At 65.1% G+C, this 17,387-nt stretch carries 12 protein-coding genes; 7 read left to right on the top strand and 5 right to left on the bottom strand.

The genetic code is table 11. From position 1 onward, the window contains the following. Nucleotides 1-10 precede the first annotated feature (10 nt). Nucleotides 11-4,561, top strand: coding sequence for a glutamate synthase large subunit (gene gltB / locus DWB23_RS03905; protein ID WP_238717335.1), 4,551 nt, complete (start codon nt 11-13; stop codon nt 4,559-4,561). Nucleotides 4,562-4,603: 42 nt separating this feature from the next. Here gltB and DWB23_RS03900 read toward each other — a convergent pair whose 3' ends face one another. Further along, nucleotides 4,604-5,218: a peroxidase-related enzyme gene (locus DWB23_RS03900; protein WP_121741919.1), complete on the bottom strand. Its 615-nt coding sequence runs from the start codon at nt 5,216-5,218 to the stop codon at nt 4,604-4,606. A 204-nt stretch (nt 5,219-5,422) separates the two neighbouring features. On the opposite strand from DWB23_RS03900, the gene DWB23_RS03895 reads away from it, so the two are divergent. Next, nucleotides 5,423-6,412, top strand: a complete 990-nt coding sequence (locus tag DWB23_RS03895; protein WP_121741475.1) for an NAD-dependent epimerase/dehydratase family protein — start codon at nt 5,423-5,425, stop codon at nt 6,410-6,412. A gap of 95 nt (nt 6,413-6,507) precedes the next feature. Further along, on the top strand, nt 6,508-7,620 hold the full coding sequence (locus DWB23_RS03890; protein WP_121741474.1) for an NAD(P)-dependent glycerol-1-phosphate dehydrogenase: 1,113 nt from the start codon (nt 6,508-6,510) through the stop codon (nt 7,618-7,620). 41 nt (nt 7,621-7,661) lie between these two features. Here the strand turns inward: DWB23_RS03890 and DWB23_RS03885 are convergent, their stop codons facing one another. The 3 genes from DWB23_RS03885 to DWB23_RS03875 form a co-directional block, all read right to left on the bottom strand. Further along, nucleotides 7,662-8,489, bottom strand: a complete 828-nt coding sequence (locus DWB23_RS03885) for an ABC transporter permease (RefSeq protein ID WP_121741473.1) — start codon at nt 8,487-8,489, stop codon at nt 7,662-7,664. Beyond that, complete coding sequence (locus DWB23_RS03880; protein ID WP_121741472.1) at nt 8,486-9,433, bottom strand: ABC transporter ATP-binding protein; 948 nt, start codon at nt 9,431-9,433, stop codon at nt 8,486-8,488. Before DWB23_RS03880 ends, DWB23_RS03885 begins: the two co-directional genes overlap by 4 nt. A 188-nt stretch (nt 9,434-9,621) precedes the next feature. After that, nucleotides 9,622-11,442 (bottom strand): S9 family peptidase, encoded by a 1,821-nt coding sequence (locus DWB23_RS03875; RefSeq protein ID WP_121741471.1) that lies wholly within the window; start codon nt 11,440-11,442, stop codon nt 9,622-9,624. A 277-nt stretch (nt 11,443-11,719) separates the two neighbouring features. On the opposite strand from DWB23_RS03875, the gene DWB23_RS03870 reads away from it, so the two are divergent. The 3 genes from DWB23_RS03870 to DWB23_RS03855 all read left to right on the top strand — a co-directional run bounded on the left by DWB23_RS03870 (nt 11,720) and on the right by DWB23_RS03855 (nt 14,260). Then, nucleotides 11,720-12,394: a hypothetical protein gene (locus tag DWB23_RS03870; RefSeq protein ID WP_121741470.1), complete on the top strand. Its 675-nt coding sequence runs from the start codon at nt 11,720-11,722 to the stop codon at nt 12,392-12,394. Between the two features lie 310 nt (nt 12,395-12,704). Beyond that, nucleotides 12,705-13,766 carry a glycosyltransferase family 4 protein gene (locus DWB23_RS03860; RefSeq protein ID WP_121741468.1) on the top strand — a complete coding sequence of 354 codons (1,062 nt, stop codon included), beginning with the start codon at nt 12,705-12,707 and terminating at the stop codon, nt 13,764-13,766. Nucleotides 13,767-13,849: 83 nt separating this feature from the next. Continuing rightward, nucleotides 13,850-14,260, top strand: coding sequence for an HIT family protein (locus tag DWB23_RS03855; RefSeq protein ID WP_121741918.1), 411 nt, complete (start codon nt 13,850-13,852; stop codon nt 14,258-14,260). Nucleotides 14,261-14,313: 53 nt separating this feature from the next. Here DWB23_RS03855 and trpB read toward each other — a convergent pair whose 3' ends face one another. Continuing rightward, complete coding sequence (gene trpB / locus DWB23_RS03850; protein WP_121741467.1) at nt 14,314-15,465, bottom strand: tryptophan synthase subunit beta; 1,152 nt, start codon at nt 15,463-15,465, stop codon at nt 14,314-14,316. 164 nt (nt 15,466-15,629) lie between these two features. Here trpB and DWB23_RS03845 point away from each other — a divergent pair, with 164 nt between their 5' ends. Then, complete coding sequence (locus DWB23_RS03845) at nt 15,630-17,363, top strand: Na+/H+ antiporter NhaC family protein (protein ID WP_121741466.1); 1,734 nt, start codon at nt 15,630-15,632, stop codon at nt 17,361-17,363. Nucleotides 17,364-17,387: the final 24 nt, after the last annotated feature.

Below are 17,387 nucleotides of genomic sequence, written 5' to 3'. Positions count from 1 at the left end.
TAGTGAGGGTATGTCACAGCCACATATAGCACCATCCACCGAGCGTTCACGGGGGCTCGCGGACCCCGCGGACGAACGGTCGAACTGCGGTGTTGGCGTCGTTATGGACCTCGATGGAGAGGGAGGTCACGACGTCGTCGCCGACGGACTCGAACTACTCAGCAATCTCGAACATCGGGGGACGACCGGCGCGGAACGGAACACCGGCGACGGCGCGGGCATCATGATCCAGACGCCCGACGCATTCTTTGCGGACGTTCTCGACGCAACTCTTCCGGATACCTACGCTGTCGGCTCGCTCTTTTTCCCGCAGGACGACGAGGCACGCGAGGAACTCGTCTCGATCGTCGAGGAATCACTCGAGACGTACGGACTCGACGCCCTCGAGTGGCGGGACGTACCGACGGACAACGAGGGCCTCGGGGCGACGGCGGTCGATTCCGAACCCGACGTCCGGCAAGTCGTCGTCACGCCCGAAGCCGACATCGACGGCGAGACGTTCGACCGACGCCTCTACGTCGCCCGACGTGCGCTCGAAAATTCGGTCGAGGACGCCGATATCGACGGCTCGGAGCGGTTCTACGTCTGCTCGCTCGATTCGGACACGCTCGTCTACAAGGGCCTGCTCAAGGGCGTTCAGGTCCCCGCCTACTATCCGGATCTCACCGACGACCGCATCGAATCGACGTTCGCGATGGTCCACGAACGGTTCTCGACCAACACGCTCGGTGCCTGGCACCTCGCCCATCCGTACCGGAACATCATCCACAACGGCGAGTTCAACACCATTCAGGGCAACATCAACTGGATGCGCGCCCGCGAAACCGACATCGAGAGCGAGGTCCTCGAGGATCTCGAGGCGGTCAAGCCGATCATCGACGACCCGAACCAGTCGGATACGGCGAGCGTCGACAACGCGCTCGAACTCCTCATGCAGGACGGACGGGACTTAGAGCACGCGCTGCGGATGCTCGTCCCCGAAGCCTGGCGCGGCGACGACGCGATGGACGAGGACCGAAAAGACTGGTACGACTTCCACGCCTCCCTCGTCGAGCCGTGGGACGGGCCCGCGCTCGTCGCCGCGACCGACGGCGAACGCGTCGGGGCCGTCCTCGACCGGAACGGGCTGCGTCCCTGCCGGTACGACGTGACGACGGACAACCGCCTGATCGTGGCCAGCGAGGCCGGTGCGCTCGAGCCCGAACCCGACGAAATCGAGGAACGAGGCCGACTCCAGCCCGGACAGCTCTTCCTCGCCGATCCGAACGAGGGTCGCGTTATTCCCGACGACGAGGTCTTCGACGGCCTCACCGACGACCGCTACGGCGAGTGGGTCGACCGGGAACAGGTCCATCTCGACGATATCCGGACGACCGGCGACAGTTCGCCGCAGCAGGCGGTCTCCGGGCTGCGCGACCAGCAGGCCGCCTTCGGCTACACGCACGACGAACTCGAGAACATGATCGAGCCGATGACCCAGAAGGGGAAAGACCCCGTCGGCTCGATGGGCGACGACACGCCGCTGTCGGTGCTCACCGAGTTCAACCGACCGCTGTTCTCGTACTTCAAGCAGCTGTTCGCACAGGTCACCAATCCGCCGCTGGACTACATCCGCGAGGAACTGGTCACCTCGATGGAGAGCCGCCTCGGCTTCCAGCGCAACCTGCTCGACGAGTCGCCCGAGCACGCCCGCCAACTCGTCCTCGACTCGCCGATCCTCACCGACGCCGAACTCGGTTCGATCCGCGACTGTGACGCCAACGGAATCACGGCCGCGACGGTCGACATCACCTACGAACTCACGAGCGACGAGCACGGCCCCGACCTCGAGTCGGCGATTGAACGCGTCCGCGAGGACGCCGTCGAGGCGATCGAAGACGGGTACGACATCATCGTCCTCTCCGACCGGAACGTCGACGAGGATCGGGCGGCGATTCCGAGCCTGCTCGCGACCGGCGGCGTCCACCACCACCTCGTGCGGAACGGGCTTCGCAACCACGTCGGACTCGTCGTCGAGTCCGCCGACCCGCGGACCGTCCACCACTTCGCGACGCTGGTCGGCTACGGTGCCGGTGCCATCAACCCGTACCTCGCCTACCAGACCATCGAGGATCTCACCGCCGGTCCCGACGGCGCGGATACCGAGGTCGCCATCGACGCCTACGTCGGTGCCGTCGAGGACGGCCTGTTGAAGATCATGGCCAAGATGGGAATCTCGACCGTCGAGAGCTATCAGGGTGCTCAGATCTTCGAGGCCGTCGGCCTCGACTCCGCGGTTGTCGACGCCTATTTCGAGGGAACCGAGAACCGAACCGAAGGGATCGGCCTCGCAGAGATCGAAGCGGACGTCCGCGAGCGCCACGACGCCGCGTTCGGAGCGGAGGAGTCCAAACTCGATCGTCAGGGCGAGTTCGAACACCGCTCGAACGGCATCTACCACCAGTGGAACCCGGACACGGTCGGCGCGCTCCAGCAGGCGGTCCGATCGAACGACTACGAGCGCTACGGGGAGTTCGCCGAGCTGATCAACGACCAGCAGCGGAACCTCCAGACGCTTCGCGGTCTGCTCGAGTTCGACTCGGACCGCGATCCGGTGCCGATCGAGGAGGTCGAGCCGATCAAGGATATCGTCCAGCGCTTCTCGACGGCGGCGATGTCGCTGGGCAGCCTGTCGCCGGAGGCCCACGAGAACAACTCGATCGCGATGAACCGTCTGGGCGGGAAGTCCAACTCGGGCGAGGGCGGCGAACCGCCGGAGCGGTTCAACACCGATCGCGAGTGCAACGTCAAGCAGGTCGCCAGCGGCCGCTTCGGCGTCACCTCGACGTACCTCTCGAGCGCCGACGAGTTGCAGATCAAGATGGCCCAGGGGTCCAAACCCGGCGAAGGTGGCCACCTGCCCGGCGAGAAGGTCAACGAGATGATCGCCCACGTCCGCAAGTCGACGCCGGGCGTCGGCCTCATCTCCCCGCCGCCGCTCCACGACATCTACTCCATCGAGGACTTGAAGCAGCTGATCTTCGACCTCAAAGCCGCAAACGAGGCGGCGGATATCAACGTCAAACTCGTCTCCGAAGCCGGCATCGGCACGGTCGCCGCCGGCGTCGCGAAGGCGAACGCCGACGTGGTCCACATCTCGGGCCACTCCGGCGGAACGGGTGCCTCGCCGCGCACCTCGATCAAAAGCGCCGGCCTCCCCTGGGAGCTCGGCCTCGCCGAAGCGAACCAGATGCTCTGTCGGACCGGGCTGCGCGACCGGATCCGCGTCTCCGCCGACGGCGGGCTGAAAACGGGCCGCGACGTCGCCGTCGCCGCCCTCCTCGGTGCCGAGGAGTACATCTTCGGGACCGCCTCGCTCGTTACCAGCGGCTGCGTGATGGCCCGGCAGTGTCACAAGAACACCTGCCCGGTCGGCGTCGCCACCCAGCGAGAGGACCTGCGAAAGCGCTTCCCGGGCGAGCCGGAACACGTCATCAACTACATGACGTTCATCGCCCAGGAACTGCGCGAGCACATGGCCGAACTCGGCTTCCGCACCGTCGACGAGATGGTCGGACAGGTCGACGTGCTCGAGCAGCGAACCGATGTCGACCATCCGAAGGCCCGTAACGTCGATCTCTCGGACGTGCTGGCCGATCCAGGCGGCGACGTCCGCCGCAAGATCCGCGAGCAGGATCACGAACTCGAGGACCAGCTCGACCGCGATCTCATCGAGGCCGCGGCCGACGCGATCGAGGCCGAGGAGCCGGTCTCGCTCGCGGCCGACGTGACGAACGTCGACCGAACCGTCGGGGCGATGCTCTCGAACCGCATCACCAGTCGGTACGGCGAGCCCGGCCTCCCCGAGGACACCATCACCGTCGATCTCGAGGGAACCGCCGGACAGAGCTTCGGTGCGTTCCTCGCCAGCGGCGTCTCCATGCACCTCAACGGCAGCGCCAACGACTACGTCGGGAAGGGGCTCTCGGGCGGCAAGATCACCGTCCGGACCCCCGAGACGGCGACCTACGACCCGACCGAAAACATCGCCATCGGCAACGTCGCGCTCTACGGCGCGACCGGCGGCGAACTGTACGTCAACGGCGTCGCCGGCGAGCGCTTCGCCGTCCGGAACTCCAGTGCGAAGGCCGTCGTCGAAGGCGTCGGCGACCACGGCTGTGAGTACATGACCGGCGGCGTCGTCGCCGTCCTCGGCGAGACGGGCACGAACTTCGCGGCCGGCATGTCCGGCGGCATCGCCTACGTCTACGACCCCGACGAGGAGTTCGAGGACCGCGCCAACACCGGGATGGTCTCGCTCCACGACGAACTCGAGGAGAAAGACGAGGAGATGCTGCGCCGCCTCGTCGAGAATCACGTCGCCTACACCGGCTCCGAGCGAGGCGAGCGCCTCTTAGAGAACTGGGAGCGCGCGCTCGAGGCCTTCGTGAAGGTCATGCCCGAAGCCTACTACGAGGCGATCACCGAGCAGGGAAGCGACGACGTCCGCAGCGAACTGCCGGGGTCGCCCGAGGCGGAAGCGACGGCCGAATCGGCCAGTTTCGCCGCGAGCGACGACTGATCGGGGAGACGCGCGAATTCGACCGTTTTGCGGATTCGATTCCTACGATCGACCGAGCGTGTGGAACTCGTCGTTCGGTCGCATTCCGGCAAACATCGCGAGTCGGTTACTCAGGTTGTAGAACGCCGTGACAGCTCCGATGTCCCAGATGGCGTTCTCGCTGAAGCCGGCTTCCCGAAGCGCCTCGAGATCCCCTTCCTCGACTTCGGTCGGCCGCTCGGTCAGTTTCACGGCGACGTCGAGCATCGTCCGGTGGGCCTCGCTGATATCCGCCGTCCGGTAATTGGCGACCAGTTGGTCGGCCAGGGTCGGATCGTCGGCGTAGATCCGGACGAGCGCGCCGTGGGCGACGTTGCAGTAGTAGCAGTGGTTGACGCCGGAGACCGCGACGACGATCATCTCGATCTCCTCGCGCTCGAGGGCGGTGTCTTCGACGAGCGCGTCGTGGTACTCGAAGAAGGCCCGAAAGTGCGAGGGCCTGTACGCCATCGCGGCGAAGACGTTCGGCGTGAACCCCGCCCGCTCGGTCTCGTCTTCGATTCGGTCGCGGAGATCGTCGGGGAGGGTCTCGAGATCGGGAACGTGAAACCGGTCCATCGCGTCGTCGCCGAGTACTGGGTCGACTGTGACTTCGGTATCTGTGTCTGAATCGGGCATCGGTATCTGTTCACGATGGAGGGGGATAATTCGGGGTGGCCGGCGTCCGCTCCCCTCCCGACTGCGAGCGACCGACTTGCACTCGAGACGGTTCGGAGTCGAGCGCGGAGCGGACGGTCGGTTCGCGAAGGCGTTCGTAGGGTGATCGTTCGCTCGGTGCAGTCCCATCGCCGACGTTTTTACCGCGAGCGGCGACGAGTTGGTATGGACAGCGCACTCGTTATCGGCGGCACCCGGTTTATCGGTCGCCACCTCGTCGAGGAGTTGCTCGAGCACGGCTACGACGTGACGATCTTCAATCGCGGGACCCGCGAGAACCCCTTCGAAGCCGACGAGCGCGTCAGCCACATCGGGGGCGACCGGACGAACGACTCGGCGCTCGAGGCGGCTGCGACGACGGTCGCTCCCGATGCCGTCTTCGACTGCGTGGCCTACCATCCGAAGGACGTACACGCCGCGACGCGGATCTTCGACGACAGCCGGGCGTACGTCTACGTCTCGAGCGGCGCGGTCTACGGCTCCGAGGAGATACCCAAGCGCGAAGGCGTGACATCCCTCGAGCCCTGCACGCCCGACCAGGCCACCGACGACTCGATGGATACCTACGGAAATCGGAAGGCCGAGGGCGACCGTGCGGTCTTCACGGCCGCGGAGAACGGGATCGATGCGATGAGCGTCCGCCCGTGTATCGTCTACGGCCCCCACGATTACACCGAGCGACTGGACTGGTGGATCGACCGGGTGAACCGCTTCGATCGCGTGATCGTCCCCGGCGACGGGACGAACGTCTGGCACCGGGCGTACGTCGAGGACGTCGCCGCCGCGTTACGGATCGTCGCCGAGCGCGGCGAGGCCGGCGAGGCGTACAACGTCGGCGACCGGCGACTCGTGACGCTCGAGGAGCTGGTCGAGCTGATCGCGGCCCAACTCGGTACCGATATCGACGTCGTCACCGCCGGGCCCCACGAACTCGAGGCGGGCGGTATCTCTCTCGACGAGTACCTGCTCTACCGGGAGTATCCCCACGTCCTCTCGACGGCGAAACTCGCCGACCTGGGCTGGGAGTCGACGCCGCTCGAGGAGGCGATGGATCGCTCGGTCGCCTCCCACCTCGAGAGCGACCGCGACGGGAGCGAACACGGCCCGGAGCGGGAGGCCGAAGAGCGGGTGTTGGGCATTTTAGAGACGCTCTAACTCGAAATCCGCCGGCCCGCCGGGAGACGACCGTCATCTCGTCTCGGTCCGAACGACAGGAAAAACACATGACCCGCGGGTGAGTGAGAACAGCTATGTTCGAAAAGTCGACGTGGATTCGGCTGCCGCGAAATGTCGTTGTCGGCCACGGTGTCATCGATCAGGTCGTCGACGTCATCGACGACCTCCACCTGCAGGGCCGGCCGTTGTTCGTGACCAGTCCGACGCCGCGCGAGGTCGCCGCGGATCCGATCGCCGCGGATTTCGAGGCTGCAGGCATCGATCCCGCGGTCGTGACGATCGAGAAAGCGACGTTCGACGCCGTCGAACGCGTGATCGAGACCGCCGAAGCCGAGGAGATCTCCTATCTCGTCGGCATCGGCGGCGGGAAGGCGATCGATATCGCCAAGATGGCGAGCCACCACCTCGACATGGGCTTTCTCTCGGTACCGACGGCGGCCAGCCACGACGGCGTCATCAGCAACCGCGGCTCCGTGCCGGACGGCGACACCCGTCACAGCGTCGCGGCCGAACCGCCGCTCGCGGTCGTCGCGGATACCGAAGTGCTCGCTCGGGCACCCTGGGAGCTGACGACCGCCGGCTGTGCCGACATCATCTCGAACTACACCGCGGTGATGGACTGGCGACTGGCGAACCGGCTCAAAAGCGTCGAGTACTCGGAGTACGCCGCCGCGCTCTCCGAGATGACCGCCGAGATTCTGGTCGACAACGCGGATCTCGTCCGTCCCGGTCTCGAGGAGTCGGCCTGGATCGTCAGCAAGGCGCTCATGTCGTCGGGCGTCGCGATGAGCATCGCGGACTCCTCGCGACCCGCGAGCGGTGCCGAACACCTCTTCTCGCACCAACTCGACCGACTGGCACCCGGCGCGGCGCTCCACGGCCATCAGGTCGGCGTCGGCTCGATCATGACCGCCTACCTCCACGGCGGTTCGACGAGCGTGGCGAGTCGAAGCTCGGGACGGCTTCGCCGGTCCGTTGGCGAGGACGGCATCTGGCGCGATATCAGGGACGCGCTCGCTAGTATCGACGCGCCGACGACCGCCGACGAACTCGGCATCGACGACGAGACCGTGATCGAGTCGCTGACGACCTGCCACGCGATTCGCGACCGTTACACGATTCTGGGCGACGGGATGGACGAGCGGGCCGCTCGAGAGGTAGCGACGAAAACGGGCGTTATCGACTGAGCGACGGCTCGAGAACGAGGGGTGGACTCGTCGGCCAGCGATCAGCCCAGATCGGCGCGTTCGAATCGCCAGATGCCGAGCACGAGCGGGACGACCAGCCACGCCAGTAGGATCACGATCATCACCTCGCCCTCGAGATACCAGGGATCCTCCGCTGCCTGCGTGGCTTGCGTCGTCGTATTCGGGAAGACGAGATCGAGCGCCCCCATGAACGCGATTATCGGACTCACGAGTGCCTCGATAACGGAGAGAACACCCGCGGAGAGATCGGCGGCGAGGACGTCGTTGAAAATCCAGCCGAGCGCATTGCCGAGCAGTCCGAACAGGGCCAGCACGTTCGTCACGAAGAAGTAGGCGATCGTGCCGCCCATCGCTCGCGACCGAGAGGCCGTCGCCGCGGAGATACCGATGGCGATCGAGACGTATGTCAGGGTAAACAGGATCGTCAACGCGAGCGTCCCGAGGAGCATCTCGACGTCAACCGACGGATACCAGAGGTAACCGAGAACCGTGCCGATGCCGAAGGCGACGAGAATCGAGCCGACGACGACGGCCGAGCGGGTCAGGAATTTTCCGAGGACGACGTCGCGTCGGCTGTTCGGGATCGAGAGCATATACTTGATGCTCCCGGACTCGCGCTCACCGGCGATGGCCAGATAAGCGGTGATGAGTGCGATGAGCGGGATGATCATCGCACCGTTACCGGTCAACCCTCCCAGAGCGTTCCGGAACTCTGGATTCTCGACGCCGTTCTGACCGAAGTAGAACATCAACACCGCGATAAGCAGGTAGAGACCGGTGACGAACCAGATGATCTTGGCCCGGCGGACGTCGAGGAAATCCTTCCTCGCGACGTCGAGCGTGCTCATGCCGTCACCTCCGGCGCCGGAGCCTTCTCTTCGTCCGCCCGCTCGCCGTTCGTGTAGCTGTTGAACAACTGCTCGAGCGACGTGTCCTCGGAGATGATGTCCTCGACGGTCGTCGCCGCGGCGACGCGTTCGACGACGTCGACCTTGACCGATGGGTCGGCGCAGGTTGCCGTGATCGTCGTCCCCTCGACGCTGACCGAGCGGACGCCATCGAGGTGTTCGAGGGCGAACGAATCGGGCACCGTCGCGACCTCCAGCGAGATCGGCGCGCCGAGATCAAGATCGCCCTGCAGGTCGTCGAGCGTACCGGTTGCGACCAGGTTCCCCTCGTTCATGATACCGATTCGGTCACAGACGGCCTCGACCTCGCCGAGAATGTGACTCGAGAAGAAGACGGTCGTCCCCCGATCGGCCTCCTGTTGGATGATCTCGCGCATCTCCTGCATTCCCGTGGGGTCGAGTCCCGAGGAGGGTTCGTCCAGAATCAGGAGGTCGGGGTCGCCGACCAGCGCCATCCCGAATCCCAAGCGCTGGGTCATCCCCTTCGAGTAGCCGCCGGCGGCTCGGTCGCCGTTCTCGCTGGTGAGTCCGACCCGCTCGAGGAGTTCGTCCGGATCGTCGTCGGCCCCTTTCGTGTCGATGACCCACTGGAGGTGTTCGCGCGCGGTGAGTCGATCGTAGACGCTCGCGCCTTCGGGAAGGACGCCGATCCGGTGGCGGATCTCGTCGGTGTCGGTCTGTGCGTCAAAGCCGAGCACCGTCGCGGTCCCCTCGGAGGGACGTACGAAGTCCAGCAGCATGTTGATCGTGGTCGACTTCCCGGCTCCGTTCGGGCCGAGAAAGCCGAAGACTTCGCCTTCTTCGACGGTGAGGTTCAACCCGTCGACCGCGAGAACGTCCTCGCCGTACCGTTTGGTTAGGGCGGTCGTTGTGATAGCGGGCATACATGAATCACTCCCCGTCGAAATGTAAACCTTGCTATGGGTATGGGGAGCGATTAACGACCGATAGAGAGTAACAAACGCGGAAAGCGGACGACCGACGCGGTCGATGAACGTCGATCGACGCTACGTTGACGGTGCCGACGGCGATCGAGGTGGTGAACCGCTGGATCGGGTCCGGCGCGGACCGATCAGACGTGCTCGTCGAGGAACGTCGCGATCTCGGTGTAGGCTTCGATGCGGTTCTCGAGCTTCGAGAAGCCGTGACCCTCGTCGTCGAAGATCAGCTTGCGGACGGGAACTCCCTGTTCGGCCGCCTTCTCGGCGATCTGCTCGGCCTCGCCGACGGGGACGCGCGGATCGTTCTCGCCGTGGAGGACGAACAGCGGTGCCTCGATGCGTTCGATGTTGTTCGTCGGCGAGATACGCTCGAGAAACTCGCGGTCGTCCTCGAGACTGCCGTACTCGGCTTCCCTGAGTTCGCGCCGCCAGTCGCCGGTGTTCTCGAGGAAGGTGACGAAGTTGGCGATGCCGACGATGTCGATGCCGGCCGCCCACAGGTCGGGGTACTCGGTCAGCGCGGCGAGCACCATGAAGCCGCCGTAGGAGCCGCCTTTGGCGACGATCCGGTCGGGGTCGACGGCCGAATGCTCCTGGAGCCATGTGACACACGCTTCGACGTCCGCGACCGAATCCATCCGTTTTTCGACGTCGTCGAGGGCCGCGTAGTCGGCTCCGTAGCCCGACGAACCCCGAACGTTCGGCTCGAAGTAGCCGTAGCCCCGATCGAGGAAGTACTGCTTGACGCTCGAGAACGACGGGCGACGTTGGCTCTCGGGGCCGCCGTGGATGTCGACGATGACCGGCGTCTCGTTCGCTTCGCGAGCGTCCGGGAGGGTCAGAAATCCGGGGACCTCCAACCCGTCAAAGCTCTCGACGTGGACCAGTTCGGATTCGTCGAACGACTCCCGCGGGATGCCCGCCGTCGGGGCGTCGGTCCAGCGCTCGGCTGCTCCGGTCTCGATGTCGACCACGAAGACGTTCGTGTTGACCACGTCGCCGGTCGTCGACAGCGCGAAGCGTTCGGCGTCGGGGTCGAAGCTCACGCCGCCGGAGATGCCCCCCGGAAGATCGGGTTCTGGGAAGGTCTCGAACTCGGTGGGGTCGGTCTCGTCGAACTCGCCGACCGTCAGGTCGGTGTAGCCCTCGACGTTTCGCGAGTAGACGAATCGCCCCGTCTCGTCGTCCAGCGCGATGCCGTCGACGTTCCATCCGTCGCCGTCGGCGACGGTCTCGAGCTCGCCGCTCTCGAGGTCGAGATAGGTCAAATAGAGGGTATCGACGTCGCCTTCGTCGGTAACGAGATAGATCCCATCGCCGTCCGGTGCCCAACTCGCGCTCTGATAGCGGACGTCGCCCTCGTGGGGCGTGAGGTGTTCGAGTTCCCGCTCGTCGCTCTCGAGGTCGAGCAGGTAGAGGTCCTGGTCGAAGTTGGAGTACGCCTGCGAGACGAGCACGCGGGAGTCGTCGGGGCTCCAGCCGGAGAGCGAGAGCCAGCCGTCGCCCTCGTAGACGAGCGTCGCATCGTCTCCCGATTCGTCCCGCCGTTGAACGTAGAGGTCGAAGACGGATTCGTCGCGGCGGTTCGAGGCGAACGCGAAGCGCTCGGCGTCGTGACTCCAGCCGCCCCATCGATGCTTCGCGTCGGGCATTCCCGTCAGGTTCTCGATCGCGCCGGTCTCGGCGTCCAGTTTGAATAGTTGGGCGCGTTCGTTGCCGCCCTCGTCCTTTCCGAAGATTACCTCGGGTCGCTCCGGCGACCACGAGGCGAACGTCACCCGCTCGTCGTAGAACGTCCGCTGCTCGGGCCAGGACCGGGGCTCCTCGAGCGTCCAGACCTGTGGCGTTCCGGTCGTGTTCATCAGGAACGAGAGGCGCTCGCCCTCGGGGCCGAACGACGGCCCGTAGGCGCTTCGAATGTTGAGATAGCGTTCGATGTCGTAGGTGTCCATACCACAGGGTCTCGACTCGAGGCGGTAGTGGTTTTGGTTGCGCCACGCTGGCTCCCGGTTCCCGATCCCGCGTCTCCGGACCGAGATACCGTCTCAGTACGGTTTCGCTATCCGTCTAGCCCGATCCTACAGCGATTCCAACCGCACGACACTGTCTCGAGGCCCTCGAGTTCGGCGTTTCACTCGCTTTCTCGAGTCGCAAACGCGTGGTTGACCGTAGTGCAGCGTTGATTGGCGTGCGTAACAAAACGTCTCGAGATGGATACCGTTCTACACAATGCAAAACTCTGGTGAGCGGAGTGGCGACGATCAGGTCGGTGTTTCGACCGGCGTCGTCCTCGTGACGGTTCTGATCGTCCTCGTCGCGTTCGGTACGACGATCGCAGTCGTTGGAACCGGATTTTCGATCGGGGATTCGACGAGCGACGACGAGGATCCGGTCGATGCTGGCAACGAGACCGACGACGAACACTCCGACGAGGCCGATAGCGGCGTGGATTCGGAGGTGAGCGAGGCGACGAACGACTCGGCGGACGCTGGTGACGGCGATGACACGGCCGACGACGGGGCGGACGAAGAAGGAAGCGAGGACGACGCGACGGGTGAAGGCTCCGATTCTGCTGATACAGACGATGAAGGCGAAGACGAGGAGTCGACGGACGTAGATTCGGGGACGGACGACTCGAGCGACGAGGACGAACCCGATGACAGTGACGCCGACAGCGATGTCGAAGACGACGGCGATGTCGAGGAGCCACCAGACAGCGATGACAGCGGGGCCGACGACGGTGGTGGCGACGATGCGGACGGCGACGAAACTGCCGCGGACGGTAATTCCGACGACACCGGTACCGAGGACGACGAAGGGAGCGAGAACGGCGGTATACTCGATCGAATCACCGAATTCTTCACCGATGCGGTCTCCTTCGGTGACGACTCGAGTACCAACTGAAACGAGTTACACACCGATCGCATCGTCCGCGATTCTCGCTCACTCCGTTGGCTCACGGCTCGCACGGCTCGCCGCTCGCTTCCCCGCGGTTCTCGCTCACTCCGTTCGCTCCGAACCGCGCTCGCTCCGAACCGCGCTCGAAAACAGCTCCGGAACGAGCAGGCACACACCCTTCTTCGAGACGGGAGTACGCGTCTATAGATTCCAGAATCCCGCGGCCGGGACCGACGATTTGATGCCGAATCGGTAACCCGGCGGCCGACTAGCCGAAAGAAGTGACTTTTTATCCTCCCGCTACGTCCCGCGCTGTATGCGCGTCGCGTTCGTCTCGCTCGAAACGGTTCACCACCGCGACACCGAGACGAACCGGCGGTTGCAGACGATCATCGAGGTACTCCGCGATCGAGATCACGACGTGCACCTGTTCTGTGCCAACTTCTGGGACGACGAATCGGGCACGCTCGAGCGGGACGACGTCACCTATCACGCCGTTTCGGCCGACCCGGAGGCTCGCCGGTCGTTCTGCCTGCGACTGCCGTTCGATCTGGCGGCTGCGAGTCCCGATATCGTTCACGCGACGGCGCAGCCGCCGACGTCGGTGCTCGCGGCTAGCTGGGGTGCGACGCTCGCGCGCGTGCCGCTAGTCACCGAATGGTACGGCGACGGCGGCATCACCGACGATCGGTGGACCCGGTTGGCGGCGGGGCGGGGTGCCCGAATCGTCGCGCCGTCGGAACTCGTCGCAACGTGGGTCCGGGAGCGCGGAGCCGACGGCGACGACGTCGAGACCGTTCCGAACCCGATCAACCTCGAGCGAATCCGGGCGGTGACGCCGGACGATCGAGTCGACGTGATCTACGCCCGCCGGCTCGACGAGGGTGCGAACCTCGAGAGCCTCCTGCTCGCGCTCGCGGAACTTCGCGGTCGCGGCTGGCAGCTGACGGTGGTCGGCGATGGCCCCGAACGGGCGGCGTACGAACGGCTCGCGAGCGATCTCCGGATCGACGATCGAATCACGTTCGTCGGCGACTTATCCCTCGAGGAGCGTATCGCGGCCTACCGGGGGGCGCACGTCTTCGCACAGACGGCCGAACGCTGCGTCTTTCCGACGGAGATGCTGTGGGCGCTGGCGTCGGGCTGTGTCGGCATCGTCGAGTACCACGCCGACTCGAGCGCCCACGAACTCGTCGAAGGCTGGGACCGGGGCTTTCGGACGACCAGCGAGGAGGAACTCGCCGATGCGATTCTCGACGCCGGCGACCTCGAGTACCGGGAGTTCGACGATCGGTTCGCCGACTACGACCGGGACGCCGTCGCCGATCGGTATCTCGAGCAGTACCGGACGCTGCAGGACGAACACGGACTGTTGTGATTTCGTCTCTCGGCGGCTTCGGCCGAACCGGTCGATCGTTCGTGCAGAGTTACCTATATGTTCGCTCGCGAGAGGTATCGGGTATGGAAGACGAGTGTGAGTTCTGCCGAATCGTCGCCGGCGATCGCTCGGCGCACGTGCTCTACGAGGACGACCGAACGATCGCGTTTCTCGACGCTAACCCGGCCGTCCGGGGACACAGCCTCGTCGTTCCACGCGTCCACGAGCAGGAGTTGCTGGCGGTCGACGAGGCGATGTCGGCGGCCGTCTTCGACTCGGTTCAAACCGTCGCGAACGCGCTGGAGGCGGTGCTCGATCCCGACGGATTCAGCGTCTTCCACACCAGCGGACCGCTGGTTGGGACCGTCGACCACGCACACGTACACCTTCTGCCCCGGACCGTAGACGACGACGTGTCGCTCTCGCTGTTTCGGGACCGACTCGAGCCCGACGATGCGTCGGCGCTGGCGACTCGAGTGCGATCGTCGTTGTGATAGCGGGCTCACAGAGCTCGAGACGCCGCCACGGAGTACGCTCGAGCGAGCGATCAGAGGTCGAACTTCGCGGCCATCGTTTCCATATCCTTGTCGCCGCGTCCGGAGAGGTTGACGAGGATCGTCTCGTGTTCGCCGGCTTCGGCGAGTCGAACCGCTCGCGCGACGGCGTGGCTGGACTCGAGAGCGGGGATGATTCCTTCAGTCTCGCTCAACTCGCGGAACGCCGCGAGGGCTTCGTCGTCGGTGATTCCGGTGTACTCACAGCGGCCGACGGCCCGAAACATGGCGTGTTCGGGACCGACGCCGGGGTAATCGAGTCCCGCCGAGACGGAGTGGACCTCCACGTCGTCGTCGATCACGCGCGTTTTCATCCCGTGAATGACGTCGTCTTTGCCTTTCGAAAGCGGGGCGGCGTGGCGACTCGAGTCGCTTCCCTCGCCGCCACCTTCGGCACCGTAGAAGTCGACGTCGTCCTCGCGGAACGCGTGGAAGAGACCGATCGCGTTCGAGCCGCCGCCGACGCAGGCGACCGCGGCGTCGGGGAGTTCGCCGGTCTCCTCGCGGAACTGTTCGCGGGCCTCCCGACCGATGACGCTCTGGAAATCCCGGACCATTCGCGGGAACGGATCCGGACCGACGACGCTGCCGACGAGGTAGTGCGTGTCGTCGACGTTCTCCGCGAAGTCCTCGAGCGCTGCATCGACGGCGTCCGTGAGTCCCTCGTCCCCGCGGGTGACCTCGTTGACCTCGGCACCCATCAGACGCATCCGGAACACGTTCATCTCCTGGCGGGCGACGTCCTTCGCGCCCATGTAGATCTCCGTCTCGAGGCCGAGCAGCGCGCCGACCATCGCGGTCGCCGTGCCGTGCTGGCCGGCCCCGGTTTCGGCGATCAGTCGATTCCGACCGGCGCGTTTGGCGAGGAGGGCCTGCCCGAGGCAGTTGTTGATCTTGTGTGCGCCGCCGTGGAGCAGGTCCTCGCGCTTGAGGTAGATTTCAGCACCGTAGCGCTCGCTCAGATTGCTCGCGTGATACAGCGGCGTCGGCCGCCCGGCGAACCCCTCGAGCAAGTCGTGCAACTCGGCTCGGAACTCGTCGCTGCCGGCGACGTCGTCGTAGGCGGTCGCGAGTTGCTCGAGCGGCTCGAGCAGCGGTTCCGGAACGTGTCTCCCGCCGTAGCCGTCGAATGCGCCATCGGACATACGCCGGGTAGTTGCGCGCTCGAGGTAAAGTATGTTCTGTGCCGCCCGGTGGCGCTCGACGTGACACGTCTTTGAGGGGTTTTCCGGGCGATTCGAAACCCCTGAGTGGGTGACGAGGGACTCCACGTAAGTTTATAACGTATTATTGAACAACTGTGAACCGTATGTCCGAGTATGGTATTCTAGCACTAGCACCCCCGTTGCTCGCAATCGGACTCGCGATGTACACGAGACAGGTGCTGGTATCGCTGTTCGCCGGCGTCTGGATCGGCGCACTGATGGTCGTCGGAGGAAATCCGATCTCCGCCACGGCGCTCTCGATCGACTGGCTCGTCGAGGTCGTCCGCGAACCGTTCAACACGCGTTTTCTCGTTCTAATCCTGTTCATGGGCGCCGGCGCCGCGTTCATCTACCGTTCGGGCGGGGTCATCGCGCTGCAGAACTGGATCGGACACCGAGTGAACACTGCTCGCGATTCGCAGGTCCTGACGTGGCTCATCGGGATCTTCATCTTCTTCGATTCGTACACGAGCACCATCGTCACGGGGAACGCGACGCGGGACCTCTCCGAAGAGAACCACAGTTCGCGCGAGATGCACGCGTACGTCCTCGACTCAACTACCTCCCCCGTGACGACGTTCGGGCCGGTCTCGAACTGGATCGGCTACCAGGTCTCGATGATTATCGTGGGGTTCGAGGCCGCCCGCGTTTCCGCGTCGGACCTCGGCCTGACGCCGTTCGGCCTCTTCTTACAGAGCATTCCGTGGAACGTCTACTGTCTGCTCGCGTTCTTCATGGTCGGTTTCATCGCCATCACGCAGCGGTTCTACGGACCGATGCTCGACGCCGAGTGGCGGGCGCGAAGCGAGAAGCGAACGATCCGCGAGGACTCGACACCGCTGTCAGACGTCTCGAGCGAGGTCGGCGAGCCGAGCGAGGAGAATCCGACGCTCGTCAACTTCTTCGCGCCGATCCTGGCGCTGCTGGTCGTCGGACTGGGCGCGATGTGGTGGCTCGGCGGCGGGTACCAGCCCGACGTCGACGTCGCCACCGCGTTCCAGGAGACCGACGTCGCGCTCGGACTGCTCTACGGCGCGTTCGCGTTCATGGCGGTCGGGCTGTTCGGTTCGATCGGGTATCGAACGATGACGCTGGAGGAAGCGAGCGAAACGATGCTCGACGGGTTCAAGACGATGATGATCGCCGCCGCGATCATCGTACTCGCGTGGGGAATCGGCCACGCCGCTGGCGAGGTCGGAACAGCGGACTACATCGCCGACCTGCTCGTCGGCAGCGGCGTTCCCGGCTCGTTCCTCCCGATCCTGATCTTCGTCGCCGCGACGTTCGTCGCCTTCACGACCGGGACCTCGTGGGGGACGATGGCGATTTTGACGCCGCTCGCGATCCCCCTCGGGTACGACCTTGGGGGCGCGTCGCTCCTGCCCGTGCTGCTCGGCGTCCTGTTCGGCGGGGCGATCTTGGGCGATCACTGCTCGCCGATCAGCGACACGACGGTGATGTCGTCCATCTTCGCGGGGTCGGACCACATCGACCACGTCAACACCCAGATTCCGTTCGCGCTAACCGCCGCCGGCGTCACGGTTCTGGTACTGCTGCTGTACGGATTCGGAATCACGACGCCGCTCGTGTTGCTCCCGCTCGCGTTCGTAATGACCGCCGTCGCCGTCGTCGCGCTGAACAAGTGGGACGCCCGCCGGAAGGGCCTTCCCGAAGTGATGCCGACGGTAGAGCGACTCGAGGCGGCGTCCGATTCCCGAGTCGAGCGGACGGTCACCAACGGTTCGTACGGCCTCGTCGAGACCGTGCCGATCGCCGCGGTCGTCATCATCGCGGGCTATCTGGGCGTCGTGTTCTTCTTCGCGACGTTCGGCTGGTGAACCGCTTCGTCGGGTGAGACGCGC

Origin of the sequence: Natronorubrum halophilum (assembly GCF_003670115.1) — an archaeon.
Lineage (GTDB): Archaea > Halobacteriota > Halobacteria > Halobacteriales > Natrialbaceae > Natronorubrum > Natronorubrum halophilum.
Note: the sequence above shows the minus strand (reverse complement) of the source record. Positions and strands in the feature narration are given on the sequence as shown.

Excerpts from the sequence above, each read along its gene's own strand:
- gltB (WP_238717335.1), top strand. The coding sequence starts at position 11 with ATGTCACAGCCACATATAGCACCATCCACCGAGCGTTCACGGGGGCTC.
- DWB23_RS03900 (WP_121741919.1), bottom strand. The coding sequence starts at position 5,218 with ATGCCCGATTCAGACACAGATACCGAAGTCACAGTCGACCCAGTACTC.
- DWB23_RS03895 (WP_121741475.1), top strand. The coding sequence starts at position 5,423 with ATGGACAGCGCACTCGTTATCGGCGGCACCCGGTTTATCGGTCGCCAC.
- DWB23_RS03890 (WP_121741474.1), top strand. The coding sequence starts at position 6,508 with ATGTTCGAAAAGTCGACGTGGATTCGGCTGCCGCGAAATGTCGTTGTC.
- DWB23_RS03885 (WP_121741473.1), bottom strand. The coding sequence starts at position 8,489 with ATGAGCACGCTCGACGTCGCGAGGAAGGATTTCCTCGACGTCCGCCGG.
- DWB23_RS03880 (WP_121741472.1), bottom strand. The coding sequence starts at position 9,433 with ATGCCCGCTATCACAACGACCGCCCTAACCAAACGGTACGGCGAGGAC.
- DWB23_RS03875 (WP_121741471.1), bottom strand. The coding sequence starts at position 11,442 with ATGGACACCTACGACATCGAACGCTATCTCAACATTCGAAGCGCCTAC.
- DWB23_RS03870 (WP_121741470.1), top strand. The coding sequence starts at position 11,720 with ATGCAAAACTCTGGTGAGCGGAGTGGCGACGATCAGGTCGGTGTTTCG.
- DWB23_RS03860 (WP_121741468.1), top strand. The coding sequence starts at position 12,705 with ATGCGCGTCGCGTTCGTCTCGCTCGAAACGGTTCACCACCGCGACACC.
- DWB23_RS03855 (WP_121741918.1), top strand. The coding sequence starts at position 13,850 with ATGGAAGACGAGTGTGAGTTCTGCCGAATCGTCGCCGGCGATCGCTCG.
- trpB (WP_121741467.1), bottom strand. The coding sequence starts at position 15,465 with ATGTCCGATGGCGCATTCGACGGCTACGGCGGGAGACACGTTCCGGAA.
- DWB23_RS03845 (WP_121741466.1), top strand. The coding sequence starts at position 15,630 with ATGTCCGAGTATGGTATTCTAGCACTAGCACCCCCGTTGCTCGCAATC.